At 39.0% G+C, this 12,588-nt stretch carries 16 protein-coding genes; all 16 read left to right on the forward strand.

Annotated features, from left to right (window positions below):
- Positions 1-113: 113 nt before the first annotated feature.
- On the forward strand, positions 114-950 hold the full coding sequence (locus tag HMPREF9184_RS05975) for an AraC family transcriptional regulator (protein ID WP_000972218.1): 837 nt from the start codon (positions 114-116) through the stop codon (positions 948-950).
- A 181-nt stretch (positions 951-1,131) separates the two neighbouring features.
- On the forward strand, positions 1,132-2,175 hold the full coding sequence (locus HMPREF9184_RS05980) for a bifunctional glycosyltransferase family 2/GtrA family protein (RefSeq protein ID WP_001108589.1): 1,044 nt from the start codon (positions 1,132-1,134) through the stop codon (positions 2,173-2,175).
- Complete coding sequence (locus HMPREF9184_RS05985) at positions 2,172-3,083, forward strand: phosphodiester glycosidase family protein (protein ID WP_000866188.1); 912 nt, start codon at positions 2,172-2,174, stop codon at positions 3,081-3,083. The genes HMPREF9184_RS05980 and HMPREF9184_RS05985 overlap by 4 nt, the downstream gene beginning before the upstream one ends.
- On the forward strand, positions 3,058-3,465 hold the full coding sequence (locus tag HMPREF9184_RS05990; protein WP_009444272.1) for a hypothetical protein: 408 nt from the start codon (positions 3,058-3,060) through the stop codon (positions 3,463-3,465). Before HMPREF9184_RS05985 ends, HMPREF9184_RS05990 begins: the two co-directional genes overlap by 26 nt.
- Positions 3,466-3,619: 154 nt before the next feature.
- On the forward strand, positions 3,620-4,534 hold the full coding sequence (locus tag HMPREF9184_RS05995; RefSeq protein ID WP_001178520.1) for a hypothetical protein: 915 nt from the start codon (positions 3,620-3,622) through the stop codon (positions 4,532-4,534).
- A gap of 138 nt (positions 4,535-4,672) precedes the next feature.
- On the forward strand, positions 4,673-5,215 hold the full coding sequence (locus HMPREF9184_RS06000; RefSeq protein ID WP_001137897.1) for a ClbS/DfsB family four-helix bundle protein: 543 nt from the start codon (positions 4,673-4,675) through the stop codon (positions 5,213-5,215).
- A 295-nt stretch (positions 5,216-5,510) separates the two neighbouring features.
- Positions 5,511-6,002, forward strand: a complete 492-nt coding sequence (locus HMPREF9184_RS06005; protein ID WP_033585988.1) for a hypothetical protein — start codon at positions 5,511-5,513, stop codon at positions 6,000-6,002.
- Between the two features lie 4 nt (positions 6,003-6,006).
- Positions 6,007-6,453 (forward strand): hypothetical protein, encoded by a 447-nt coding sequence (locus HMPREF9184_RS06010; protein WP_001013109.1) that lies wholly within the window; start codon positions 6,007-6,009, stop codon positions 6,451-6,453.
- A 200-nt stretch (positions 6,454-6,653) separates the two neighbouring features.
- Complete coding sequence (gene imm40, locus HMPREF9184_RS06015) at positions 6,654-6,971, forward strand: Imm40 family immunity protein (RefSeq protein WP_000418848.1); 318 nt, start codon at positions 6,654-6,656, stop codon at positions 6,969-6,971.
- A gap of 54 nt (positions 6,972-7,025) precedes the next feature.
- Positions 7,026-7,331 carry an immunity protein Imm33 domain-containing protein gene (locus tag HMPREF9184_RS06020; protein WP_000522676.1) on the forward strand — a complete coding sequence of 102 codons (306 nt, stop codon included), beginning with the start codon at positions 7,026-7,028 and terminating at the stop codon, positions 7,329-7,331.
- 246 nt (positions 7,332-7,577) lie between these two features.
- Complete coding sequence (locus tag HMPREF9184_RS06025; protein ID WP_001146407.1) at positions 7,578-8,270, forward strand: YjjG family noncanonical pyrimidine nucleotidase; 693 nt, start codon at positions 7,578-7,580, stop codon at positions 8,268-8,270.
- Positions 8,271-8,293: 23 nt separating this feature from the next.
- Entirely contained in the window at positions 8,294-8,587 is a 294-nt protein-coding gene (locus HMPREF9184_RS06030) for a hypothetical protein (protein WP_000448759.1), read from the forward strand.
- A 126-nt stretch (positions 8,588-8,713) separates the two neighbouring features.
- Complete coding sequence (locus HMPREF9184_RS06035) at positions 8,714-9,367, forward strand: uracil-DNA glycosylase (protein WP_033585989.1); 654 nt, start codon at positions 8,714-8,716, stop codon at positions 9,365-9,367.
- A gap of 9 nt (positions 9,368-9,376) precedes the next feature.
- Positions 9,377-9,841 (forward strand): NUDIX hydrolase, encoded by a 465-nt coding sequence (locus HMPREF9184_RS06040; RefSeq protein ID WP_001135757.1) that lies wholly within the window; start codon positions 9,377-9,379, stop codon positions 9,839-9,841.
- A gap of 12 nt (positions 9,842-9,853) precedes the next feature.
- On the forward strand, positions 9,854-11,122 hold the full coding sequence (locus HMPREF9184_RS06045) for a dihydroorotase (RefSeq protein ID WP_000924475.1): 1,269 nt from the start codon (positions 9,854-9,856) through the stop codon (positions 11,120-11,122).
- 41 nt (positions 11,123-11,163) lie between these two features.
- Positions 11,164-12,504, forward strand: a complete 1,341-nt coding sequence (locus tag HMPREF9184_RS06050) for an MATE family efflux transporter (RefSeq protein ID WP_000283616.1) — start codon at positions 11,164-11,166, stop codon at positions 12,502-12,504.
- Positions 12,505-12,588 lie beyond the last annotated feature (84 nt).

Consider the following 12,588-nt stretch of genomic DNA (forward strand, 5'->3'; position numbering starts at 1 on the left):
ATTTCTGTTAGACTATAGTTAGAATTGAACACGGCCTAAAAGCTGTGCGAAAAAGACAATTTTTCACTTTACTTTTAACAACCTTTGTATCTTGTGGAGGTAAGAAGAAAAAGATGATGCATCAATTCAACCAAACCATGGATTATTTGGAGCAGCAACTGACTGGAGAAGTGGATATGAAAAGATTTCAGCAGCTATCGGGCTATTCTTATGCTCTCTTTAGCAGGCTCTTTTCCATCCTAGCAGATATGACTTTAGCAGAATACTTGCGCAATCGCAGGCTGTCAGAAGCAGTGACAGACTTGCGGGAAAGCTCAGAGAAAGTCATTGATATAGCTCTGAAATACGGTTATGAATCTGCGGATGCTTTCAGTGCAGCCTTCAAGAAATTCCATGGGGCAACTCCCTCAGAAGTTCGAAATGGAAAACCTTATCGGGTCTTTCCTAGACTTCAATTATCCTTAAAGATTACAGGAGGAAAGAATATGGATATCAAGATCCAAAAGAAACCTGCTTTTACCGTGGCAGGTGTCCTGTTGGAAGCTATTGACAATAGCCAGTGCCCTTCTGCATGGGAGCAGCTCTATGCAAATCACAGCTTTGAAAGCCTAGAAAGTCTGGGAAGTGGCCAATCCTTTGGCGTCTGCTCAGATGTCAAAGAAGGCGAAATCATCAACTATATGGCTGCCTATGATGTTACAGATAAAGCTAGAGCAGAAGAACTAGGACTATCAATCAAAGACATTCCAGTAGCCGAGTATGCTATCGTACCAGTCAAAGGCCCAATACCAGAAAGCATCCATCATGCTTGGAAATATGTTTTGGAGATCTTTTTCCCAGAAACTGGCTATCGCCACTCAGGAGCGCCAGACTTTGAAGTCTATACTGAAGGAGACATGTCGTCACCTGACTATCAAATGGAACTCTGGATACCAGTAATCAAGGACTAAATCATTTTCTGATATTTTATAAAGATGCAAACACAGCTCTGTAAAAGATACCTTTTGCAGAGTTTTTTCTTTGTTTTAAAGAATAAATTATACGAAGTAAGAGAATTACAATTTAATTATAAGGAATTTTTAAGCATTTATCTGTATACTTTTTCCAATCATCAAAGAAAGAGGTGTAAATATGAACTATCTAGTTATTCCAGCTTACGAACCTGACTACAATCTTATTAAATTGATTGAAAAGATTCACAATAAGAGCGATTTTTACATCATTGTCATTGATGATGGAAGTTCGGCAGAATGCCAAGACATTTTTTCCAAAGCAGAACGCTTTGCGACAATCCTTCGTCACCAGGTAAATCAAGGGAAAGGTCAAGCACTGAAAACAGCCTTTGAGTACATTCAGTCACTCAATATGCCTGGAACGGTGGTCACAGCTGACGCAGATGGTCAACATAGGATCTGGGACATCTTTCGTGTCTTGACAAAATCAAATGAAAATCCTAATACACTTGTTCTTGGTGTCCGTGCCTTTACAGGCAAGGTTCCCTTGCGTAGTCGTTTTGGAAATAGCTTGACTCGTATCTTGTTTAAACTGCAAACGGGTGTCGCTGTATCCGACACACAGACAGGATTACGTGCCTTTTCAACAGATATGATTCCCTTCATGATCCAGATAGAAGGCCAACGGTATGAATACGAGATGAACATGCTCCTCGAAGCAAGCCAAGCCTACCCAATCTTGGAAGTTCCGATTGAAACGGTTTATATTAACGATAATGCGGCTTCTCACTTCCGTCCTGTACGGGATGGCTTGATGATTTATAAAAATATTTTAAAGTTTGCCCTTTCGTCTTTTAGTAGTTTTATCGTAGACTATGTTGTCTATGCTCTCTCTATTCTATGCTTGAGTTTTATTCCGACAGGTTTGCGTGTTCTCCTCTCAAATGGTTTGGCCCGTGTAACCAGCTCCATCTTTAACTTTTCTACCAATAAAAAATTGGTCTTTAAGAACAAGGCTAGCAGTCTTAAAACAGGGTCAGGTTATTTTGGACTAGCAATTGGTCTCTTTATCCTAGACACCATTTTGATTCGACTGTTTAATTCTGGTCTTGGAGTTGACTTGCTGATTGCAAAGATTCTTGTCGGAATCATGCTCTTCATCCTCTCTTGGACAGTTCAAACTCGCTTTATTTTCAAAGAAAGGACTTGTAGCCCATTATGAAAGTTTTAAAGAAACCTTATCTATACGCATCAGTCTTGGGCTTGCTTCTAACAAGTTCCTTTACCTATTCGATGTTGAAGACCTTTGTACTCGCTGAAACGATTTCGACAGTATCCAATACCAGCTCCACATCTGACACCGTAGCAGCTAGTCAGGCAGCTAAAAATGCCCAAGTAACGGATACCAGCTATTCAGATGGAAATATCAGTGTCAACCTAACTGAAAAGACTGTGAATGGAACGCAAGTCTATGTGGCAGACGTGACTCTTAGCTCTGCAGATTATCTGAAGACAGCCCTAGCTCAAAACTCCTATGGAACCAACGTCACAGCCAAAACCTCTGTAACAGCTGCTGAAAATAATGCTATTCTTGCTGTCAACGGTGACTACTATGGAGCCAATAGTTCCGGTTACGTTATCCGAAATGGGGTTGCCTATCGTGATAGTGTCCGTGAAGATGCAAGTAATGGCGACCTTGCGATTTACAAGGACGGCTCCTTTAAAATCATCTACGAGGATCAAATTTCAGCCAATCAGTTGGTTGAGGACGGTGTGGTCAATCTACTGGCATTTGGCCCTTCTCTAGTTGAGAATGGGGAAATCTCTGTCAGCACTAATGCAGAAGTTGGCCAGGCTATGGCTTCAAATCCTCGTACAGCTATCGGCATTATCGATGAAAACCACTACATCATCGTCGTTTCGGATGGTCGTACCTCTGAAAGCAAGGGCTTGTCACTGTACCAGATGGCAGAAGTGATGAAATCTTACGGAGTGAAGACAGCCTACAATCTTGATGGTGGTGGATCTTCCACTCTCTACTTTAACGGTCAGGTGATCAACAAACCGACCACAGGTGGAAGCAAAATATCAGAAAGGGCGGTGAGTGATATTGTCTACTTCGGTTATTAAAAACAAAAACAAACGCCTCAAAAAGACACTTGTTGGTTATAGCCTTCTCACTATTTTCTTCTTAGCATTTAGCCGTATCTACGAGTCCTTTAGTTTTGGGGAGACCTCGCTTTATATGCACTATCTCTTTGTGGTCCCTTTAGTAGGGGGTATCATTTTGGCAATTCTATTGATAATCATTCCAAATTTAGCACGACTCAGCCTAAACTTGTGGAACTCGGCAGTTGCAGTCTTAACGGCTGGAATGCTCTTTCGCGGAATCGTCAACCTATCAGGTCGTTCAACGACACTCGATCAACCCTACTGGTATGTTGGTCTTGCCTTTGCATTGCTGGCTATAGTATCGCTTTTCCTTCAGAAGAATAGTAAGAAATTAGCTTAAAAATGAAGAAACTGGTTGTTGAGAAAAACAGCCAGTTTTTTTGTGGACATTCATTTCCGAAAAGCAAACATACCTTATTTTTTGTTTGGATTTTATGGGGTATGAGTAAGGTTATCTCGGTATAATAGACTTATATAAGATAAGGAGGCAGAATATGCAGATGTATTTTGGAGATGTGTCACTTTGCTATAGCTATTCATTGGCAATGGCACTCGACGCCTATGGTTATGACTTTAAAGCAGAGTTTTTAGAGGCAATTATGGTGATGGGAAATGGTGCTAGTATCGTAAAGGAAGATGAGCAGCACCCTCTAGTATTCTTTGATAATGGAATGCCAGATCTTTCCATCTCTCATTCCTTAAAAATACTAGGGTTTGACTATGAGGATTTCTATTTAAAAGATGGAGTGGAAGTAGATTTGGAAGAGATTAAAGGTAAGTTGGAATCGTTTCTGTCCAATGGACCTGTCGTACTGGGTCCTCTTGATATGGGCCACTTGACTTACAATCCCAATCACACAATCCTTCATGGTGTAGATCACTTTGTATCTGTGTATGCTGTTGATGGTCAGTATCTATATTTGCATGATCCAGCTGGTTTTGCCTGTATGAAGATTGCTTTTAATGACATTTTAGAAGCTTGGAAGGCGGAGGCTATTGACTATAAGCGTGGAGCTTACTCCATGTGGGGAAATTTTAAGAAGGTCAAGAGTCCTAGTCAAACTGAAATCTATCAAGAAACAGCAAGGATCATGAAGACCCGATATCTGAATGGTCAAAGTAGCGTGTTGGAATGCTATGCAAAAGCAGTTGCTGAAAATGGCTTAAATACAGATCAAAAGCAATTGCATCAGTATTTTAGCTTTAAACTTGCTGCTGTTCGAAATCTCTATCTCAGTCGATTTTTAAAAAGCCATGAACCCGAAGGGGCACGATTAAAAGAAGAATTGGCTACTCTATTTGGCCAGGCCCACCTTTCATGTTTAAAAGAAGATTACCAAGAACTATCCCACTTGCTCTATCAGATAGCTGAAGTGGATGGTCGCTTTAGAGATTTATATGTAAAGTAGCAGGACTAGAGATGTTCTTAAACTTTAAAAATTAGCCAGTAAAAGCAGTTGTTCGTAAAATGAAGAACTGCTTTTTGATTATGGTATAATGAAGTAAAAAAATAGATTATTCTACTTGAAAATGAAGGGAGAACGCCCATGCCTAGACCAAAAACAAAAGAGGAGCTAGTGTTAGCCTCTAAGGAAAACTATGAAAAACTTAATCACCTAATTTCTCAGTTAAGTGAAGATGAGCTACAGACTCCTTTTGATTTTTCAAAAGACCAAAAGAAAAAAGAAGCACACTGGAAAAGAGATAAAAATCTACGGGATGTCCTGATCCATCTCTATGAATGGCAGCAGTTACTTTTGACCTGGGTTTATTGTAATCAAAAGGGTCATGAAAGACCTTTTCTCCCTGAGCCTTATAATTGGAAAACTTATGGGGAAATGAATGTCGCTTTTTGGAAGAAGCACCAGAGAACGTCCTTAGAAGAAGCGACCAAACTCCTCAATCAATCGCATAGAGAGGTTTTAGAGTTGATGGAAGGCTTCAGTAATGACCAACTCTTTACCAAAGGTATCTATAAATGGACGGGTGGGACAAGTCTAGGTTCCTACTTTGTCAGTAGCACCTCCAGTCACTATGATTGGGCTATCAAAAAACTTAAAGCTCATCAGAAAAATTGTAAGTCATACTAGTTAAAGTGAGTATGAAGTTTAGAAAATGGTCTTCTAAGCTTCGAATAGCTTCATTCTCGTGATTTTTGAGCTATTCTAGCTTTAGAATCCTTCTAAAATTAAAATTTAGGGTTATCATAAACTTAGAATAGCACTAAAACATTTATATCAATGCAATTCTAAGTTTAGAATCACACTGATATTAAAGGGGTTGAGCTGCTCGATGCTTAGAATAGCTTGATTCTGAGAAATGTTGACTAGAAAATGATTCGAATAGCTTTTTTTCTGATATAGGATAATAGGTAGAGGTGAGATGATGAACATACAAAAAGATAAAGTTAAAAAAGAGTTGGTGTCCCTCTGTTTGGGAGAGCTTGCAGCCGCTCTATCCTTTTGGTTGTGTTTTTTCCTTTTGAAAAATAGGCTTGGTGATTGGAATTGTTTGATCTCTATTCTTTATCCTTTGTCTTTACTGACATTTATATTGCTTCAAGGTTCAACCTATTGGGCGATTTTGATTAGAAGACTGTCAAATCCTCAGTTCGGAAGTGGAAATGTGCGGAAAATATATGGTGGTTTCAGAATACTAGACCTTGTTTTACTTATTTCAGGCTTTCCTTTTATTGTCTGGAACACGCAAAGTGTCCAAGTGGCTGTTTTAGCCACGTTGATAGAGCTTTTTGCCTTTATCGAATGGTTTAATTATTTCCTCGTACGCCTATCTTATAGTTTGAACCCGCTTGTTTTATGGAAACGAATTACTAAGGGAAAACTTGAAAAAAGCAGAATAGCCAAGGAGTTGAGGTAGGGAAATGAATGGAGGAAATGGATTGGATAATATAATTCTACGAACTGAGTGGTTCGACGAAATAGAAAAATTTTGTGAAATAAGACTGGATTGTGAGACAAAATATCTAACAATTTATCAGGTATGCTACATTTTTGAAGAGGAGATGAGCAAGGTATATATTGCTATAGATGAATATATAAAAAATCCTCATCAAACAAAAAAGATTATTTTCGGAGACGATAGTGAGAGGGGAAGTGGGTATTTTAGTTTCTTACTAACTCCCATCAACTTAAAAGAAGAATTAAAAATTGAAGTGGACATGGAAATTGCTGACAATGAAAATGGTTTGCATCGTTGTAAATTCTATGTAAATACTCAATTGGAAAATTTTAAGTATTTCAGAAACAATTTACCTAGAATATTTTCGCAAAACTCTGATAAGGAAATTAAATTGCATCCATATTTTTAGTAGAATTGAAAAATTTAATAAGGTTTTAAAGATAAATATTAAAGAAATTATTTTAAAAGAGAAATCATATGAAATAGTTTAATTTAAATTTTGGAGATTATAAATGAGAACTATTGTTTTACAAATACATTATAAAAATATCGAACTGACTCAAGAGTGTCGACTTACTCTCATTGATAGCAAAATAGGAGTCCAATCATATGGAACTAGGTAAATTTAATTTTGAAAATAGAGGTCAGTCGCTAGCAGAATTGGGTGTTGCAAGTTATGCATATACATATCAAGATATGTTGGCCTATATAGACTGGATAGAGTTGAAAAAGTTTATGATTCTTGGTGGCGATGTCTATGTAGAGAGAGATGGGGGACTTGAGTTGACCTATGATAGCTGGTATTACTCTCCTAAAAATAATGATAGCGACTTACTCCAGTCAATTTCTGTAGCAAAAGATTATATCAACCAGTATGTAGATAGCAATGGAAAACATTTTTATTTTACAGTAGTTACTTCAGAATAGATGGAATTGATAGTATAATAGCAATTAGAGGTCATAAATATTAGTAAAACAGGAATGGGATTAGGTGCTTCAATAGTGTCTAATAATATTTTAAGAAATAAGGCGAATATAAAATGGATATTCCGAGAGGATTCCGTTGATGAACTAGATAATGGATGGCGTTTTTTTTCCAAAATAGATACTGAAGAGTATCTATCACATTCAGAAAATATGTCAGTATGTGACTGGAGTACAATTGTTGAAATAGAATCTGCGGTATTATCAATTTTTAACGTGCCTATTGGAACAGAACTCATACTTATTTACGAAGGTGAGAAGAAGTATTTCTTAGATTCAAATACTGGCGAAAAAATTTTTTAATAGAATTGGTATAGATTTAAGGATATTGAAAAATTAATATAAATCTCTCATTGAAAACCTAGTTTATTATGACACTTTATAATAATTAAAATTTTACTTAAGAATCTGATATATTTTAAATAACCTATCCATCTTTAATAGAACCATACATAAAACTCTCGAGGATGAATTTCTTAGAGAGTTTTATGTTTAGATATTTTCATTTATGCTATAATATTCTTAATGAATTTTCAGAAAGGAAACTCAATGCCCTACAAATTTCTACTCTTCGACCTCGACCACACCTTGCTTGATTTTGATACTGCTGAGGATTTGGCTCTGACACAACTTCTAAAAGAAGAAGGAGTTGCGGATATTCAAGCCTATAAAGACTATTACGTTCCTATGAACAAGGCTCTCTGGAAGAACTTGGAGCAAAAGAAAATCAGTAAACAAGAACTGGTTAACACGCGCTTTTCACGTTTGTTTGCTCATTTTGGACTGGAGAAAGACGGTAGGTTACTGGCCCAGCGTTACCAGTTTTTTCTAGCCCAGCAGGGACAAACCCTTTCGGGAGCTCATGAACTTTTGGACTGTCTCATTGAGCGTGATTATGAGCTGTATGCTGCGACAAATGGCATTACTGCCATTCAGACGGGTCGTTTGGCTCAATCAGGTCTGGCACCTTATTTCAACCAAGTCTTTATCTCTGAACAGTTGCAAACTCAAAAACCTGATGCACTATTTTATGAAAAAATTGGTCAGCAGATTGCAGGTTTTAGCAAAGAAAAAGCCCTGATGATTGGAGATTCCCTAACAGCTGATATTCAAGGTGGCAATAATGCTGGGATTAATACTATCTGGTACAACCCTCATCACCTGAAAAATAAGACGCAAGCTCAGCCGACTTACGAAGTCCATTCCTACCAAGACTTGCTGGATTGTTTGGATGCTATCTAGTGCTTTTCCTAAGAGGGGATGATATGGAAACAAAAGTCATTGAAGAGATTGATAACTTACTAAACCTCATTGAGCAGTATCAGTTAAAAGGTGTGGTTGCTCAAGTAAATTCGTTAAAAGAGTTAAAGTATATCATAAGCAATCATATAGAGTTAAGTACTCGAGAGAAGATGAATATCCACTATTCACTCTTTCTCCCTAGGGGTGGTTTATCTGAACTCTACTATATGGACGCTAATCTTGAACGGATGATGTCTGTAAATAATCAACTTTCCTATGCTATTGATACAATCGAAAAGTTTTTAATAGCTGATTAATCCTCTCTTTCATGTAAATATTAATGTCCAATACTAGGATGAATAACATTATATAAGAACTGTAAAAAGTGGTTTCAATAGCCACTTTTTGCTATAATAGAGGCAGTAAACATGAAGGAGTTGGCGATGCAACACTCATCTTGGCATGCTTTGATTAAGGAGCGATTACCTGAGGGTTATTTTGGGAAAATCAATCAGTTTATGGAGCAAGTCTATGCTCAAGGAACTGTGTACCCGCCTAAGGAAAAAGTTTTCCAGGCTCTATTGACTACACCACTTGAAGAGGTTAAGGTGGTGATTCTGGGTCAGGATCCTTATCACGGACCAGGTCAGGCGCAGGGCTTGAGTTTTTCGGTTCCAGATGCTATTCCAGCTCCACCATCCTTGCAAAACATTTTGAAAGAATTAGCAGATGATATCGGAGTTAAAGCATCCCATGATTTGACAGCTTGGGCTGAGCAAGGAGTTTTACTTCTCAATGCTTGTTTGACTGTTCCTGCTGGTCAGGCAAATGGTCATGCTGGGCAGATTTGGGAGCCTTTTACAGATGCTGTGATTCAGGTGGTCAATCATCTAGACAGACCAGTCGTTTTTGTACTCTGGGGAGCCTATGCACGTAAGAAGAAGGCTTTGGTTACAAATCCTCATCACTTGATTATCGAATCAGCCCATCCCAGTCCTTTGTCAGTTTATAGAGGATTTTGGGGTTCCAAGCCTTTTTCCAAGGCTAATGCATTCTTAACAGAGACAGGACAAGAGCCAATCGATTGGCTTAGATAAGGAGAGAATATGCCTCAGTTAGCGACGATTTGCTACATTGATAACGGGAAAGAACTACTCATGCTCCATCGCAATAAAAAGCCCAATGATGTGCATGCGGGTAAATGGATTGGTGTGGGTGGTAAATTAGAGCGTGGAGAGACGCCTCAGGAATGCGCAGCGCGTGAAATCCTCGAAGAAACAGGTCTAAAAGCCAAGCCAGTCCTTAAAGGAGTCATCACTTTTCCTGAGTTTACGCCTGATTTAGACTGGTACACCTATGTGTTTAAAGTGACCGAGTTCGAGGGAGAATTGATTGACTGCAATGAGGGGACCTTAGAATGGGTTCCCTATGATGAAGTCTTAAGCAAGCCGACTTGGGAGGGGGATCACACCTTTGTTGAGTGGCTTTTAGAGGATAAACCCTTCTTTTCAGCCAAGTTTGTTTATGATGGGGATAAATTGTTGGATACCCAAGTTGATTTCTATGAATAAAGGAGATAAGATATGTTATTAATTAAAAATGGTCGTGTGATGGATCCTAAGTCTGGTTTGGATCAAGTATGTGATGTCTTGGTTAAAGACACAAAAATTGTTGAAATTGCTCCAGAAATCAAGGCAGACGGAGCGCAAGTCCTAGATGCGACTGGTCTAGTAGTAGCGCCTGGTTTAGTGGACATTCATGTTCACTTCCGTGAGCCTGGTCAGACCCACAAGGAGGATATCCATACTGGTGCTCTAGCAGCTGCTGCAGGTGGTTTCACAACGGTTGTCATGATGGCTAATACCAATCCAACCATCTCAGACGTGGAGACTTTGCAAGAAGTTCTTCAGTCAGCTGCTAAAGAGAAAATCAATGTTAAGACGGTTGCAACTATTACCAAGAACTTTAATGGTAAAGACTTGACTGACTTTAAGGCGCTTTTAGAAGCTGGAGCCGTTGGTTTTTCTGATGACGGTATTCCGCTTGAAAGTAGCAAGGTTCTCAAAGAAGCCTTGGAAACTGCCAAGAAACTAGGTACTTTTTTCTGTCTTCACGAGGAAGATCCAGGCTTAAATGGTATTCTTGGCTTCAACGAAAACATCGCTAAAGATCACTTCAAGATTTGTGGTGCGACAGGTGTAGCAGAATATGCTATGATTGCGCGTGATGTTATGATTGCCTATGCAACTAAGGCCCATGTTCATATCCAGCATTTGTCTAAGGAAGAAAGTGTCAAGGTAGTGGAGTTTGCTCAGGGGCTAGGTGCGCAAGTCACAGCAGAAGTAGCGCCACAGCATTTTTCTAAAACCGAAGCACTCCTTTTGACACAAGGAAGTAATGCTAAGATGAATCCTCCGCTACGTCTAGAGTCAGACCGTCGTGCAGTTATCGAAGGACTTAAGTCTGGCGTTATTACTGTTATCGCGACCGACCATGCGCCTCACCACGCCGATGAGAAAAATGTCGAGGACATCACCAAGGCACCATCTGGTATGACAGGTCTTGAAACTTCACTTTCACTTGGACTGACTTACTTGGTTGAAGCTGGTGAGTTGACCTTGATGGAATTACTAGAAAAAATGACCTGCAATCCAGCTAAACTGTATGATTTTGAAGCAGGATACTTGGTTGAAAATGGGCCAGCGGATATCACCATCTTTGATGACAAGGCTGATCGTACTGTTGGTCCAAACTTTGCTTCAAAATCAGCTAATTCTCCATTTATCGGCGAAACCTTAAAAGGGCAGGTCAAATATACTATCTGTAAGGGACAAATCGTCTACCAAAACTAGATGGGACTCTGCTCTGGAATTGAAAAGAATAGAGAGCGTTTATGTATCCAACCCATCAATTTAAAGATAAGTTTGTCTTATTTCTTAAGATATTTTTCCCTATCCTGATTTATCAGTTTGCCAATTATTCTGCCTCCTTTGTCGATACAACCATGACGGGGCAGTACAACACCATGGACTTGGCTGGTGTTTCAACTGCAACGAGTCTATGGAATCCTTTTTTCACCTTTTTTACAGGGATTGTTTCGGCTATGGTTCCCATCATAGGCCATCACCTAGGACGGGGGAAAAAAAACGAAGTGGCATCTGACTTTTACCAATTCATCTATTTAGCTTTGGGGCTGTCTTTGGTTTTGCTTGGCATGGTGCTTTTTCTAGCGCCCCCAGTCTTAAACCATATCGGACTAGAAGCCCAAGTGGCAGCTGTTTCGGTTCGATATCTTTGGTATCTGTCTATCGGAATTATTCCCTTGTTACTTTTTAGTGTCATTCGATCTTTATTGGACTCTCTTGGATTGACCAAGCTATCCATGTACCTCATGCTCTTATTGCTACCTTTAAATTGTGGATTTAACTATTTATTGATCTACGGAGCCTTTGGGTTTCCAGAGTTAGGTGGAGTAGGAGCAGGCTTAGGCACTTCCCTAGCTTACTGGTGCCTCCTTGGAATCTCTGTCATCATCCTTTTAAAGCAGGAAAAGTTAAAAGAGTTTCATTTGGAAAAACCGCTTCCGCTTGATCTAGTAAAAATCAAAGAAGGGATTCGCTTGGGCTTACCAATCGGTGGTACTGTTTTTGCTGAGGTGATTATTTTTTCAGTCGTTGGTTTGATTATGGCTAAATTTTCGTCTATGATTATTGCCAGCCACCAGTCAGCCATGAATTTTTCGAGTCTCATGTATGCTTTTCCTATGAGTATTTCCTCTGCCATGGCCATAGTTGTTTCTTATGAGGTTGGGGCTAAGCGTTTTGATGATGCCAAGACCTATATCAAGATTGGTCGTTGGATAGCGTTGATATTTGCAGGCTTTACCTTAAGCTTCCTCTATATCTTGAGAGATGTCGTAGCCAGTTTATATGGAAATAATCCTGACTTCATTGAACTAACATCTACCTTCCTAACTTATAGTCTATTTTTCCAATTAGCTGACACCGTTGCTGCTCCTTTACAAGGAATTCTGAGAGGTTATAAGGATACGGTTGTTCCCTTTTATCTTGGGGTAATTGCTTACTGGGCTGTGTCCATTCCATTAGGCTTATTCCTAGATCATGTGACAACTTTGGGAGGCTATTCTTACTGGATTGGTTTAATAGCGAGTTTAGTCGTTAGTGCTATCCTCTATCAATGGCGTTTGCAAACAATTATGAAAAAAATCAACTAATTTTTGGAAAATTAATTGAAAAATACTTTGTGAAAAAATATTCTAATTAAAGAAAATCCCTATTTCCTCGGGGATTTCTTTTTT

The organism is Streptococcus sp. oral taxon 058 str. F0407 (genome assembly GCF_000235485.1).
Taxonomy (GTDB): Bacteria; Bacillota; Bacilli; order Lactobacillales; family Streptococcaceae; genus Streptococcus.

Bases quoted from the DNA above. Each gene is read 5' to 3' on its own strand.
- HMPREF9184_RS05980 (WP_001108589.1), top strand. From the start codon at position 1,132: ATGAACTATCTAGTTATTCCAGCTTACGAACCTGACTACAATCTTATT.
- imm40 (WP_000418848.1), top strand. From the start codon at position 6,654: ATGGAACTAGGTAAATTTAATTTTGAAAATAGAGGTCAGTCGCTAGCA.
- HMPREF9184_RS06025 (WP_001146407.1), top strand. From the start codon at position 7,578: ATGCCCTACAAATTTCTACTCTTCGACCTCGACCACACCTTGCTTGAT.
- HMPREF9184_RS06020 (WP_000522676.1), top strand. From the start codon at position 7,026: ATGGGATTAGGTGCTTCAATAGTGTCTAATAATATTTTAAGAAATAAG.
- HMPREF9184_RS06040 (WP_001135757.1), top strand. From the start codon at position 9,377: ATGCCTCAGTTAGCGACGATTTGCTACATTGATAACGGGAAAGAACTA.
- HMPREF9184_RS06045 (WP_000924475.1), top strand. From the start codon at position 9,854: ATGTTATTAATTAAAAATGGTCGTGTGATGGATCCTAAGTCTGGTTTG.
- HMPREF9184_RS06000 (WP_001137897.1), top strand. From the start codon at position 4,673: ATGCCTAGACCAAAAACAAAAGAGGAGCTAGTGTTAGCCTCTAAGGAA.
- HMPREF9184_RS06005 (WP_033585988.1), top strand. From the start codon at position 5,511: ATGAACATACAAAAAGATAAAGTTAAAAAAGAGTTGGTGTCCCTCTGT.
- HMPREF9184_RS05985 (WP_000866188.1), top strand. From the start codon at position 2,172: ATGAAAGTTTTAAAGAAACCTTATCTATACGCATCAGTCTTGGGCTTG.
- HMPREF9184_RS05975 (WP_000972218.1), top strand. From the start codon at position 114: ATGATGCATCAATTCAACCAAACCATGGATTATTTGGAGCAGCAACTG.
- HMPREF9184_RS05995 (WP_001178520.1), top strand. From the start codon at position 3,620: ATGCAGATGTATTTTGGAGATGTGTCACTTTGCTATAGCTATTCATTG.
- HMPREF9184_RS06010 (WP_001013109.1), top strand. From the start codon at position 6,007: ATGAATGGAGGAAATGGATTGGATAATATAATTCTACGAACTGAGTGG.
- HMPREF9184_RS06030 (WP_000448759.1), top strand. From the start codon at position 8,294: ATGGAAACAAAAGTCATTGAAGAGATTGATAACTTACTAAACCTCATT.
- HMPREF9184_RS06035 (WP_033585989.1), top strand. From the start codon at position 8,714: ATGCAACACTCATCTTGGCATGCTTTGATTAAGGAGCGATTACCTGAG.
- HMPREF9184_RS06050 (WP_000283616.1), top strand. From the start codon at position 11,164: ATGTATCCAACCCATCAATTTAAAGATAAGTTTGTCTTATTTCTTAAG.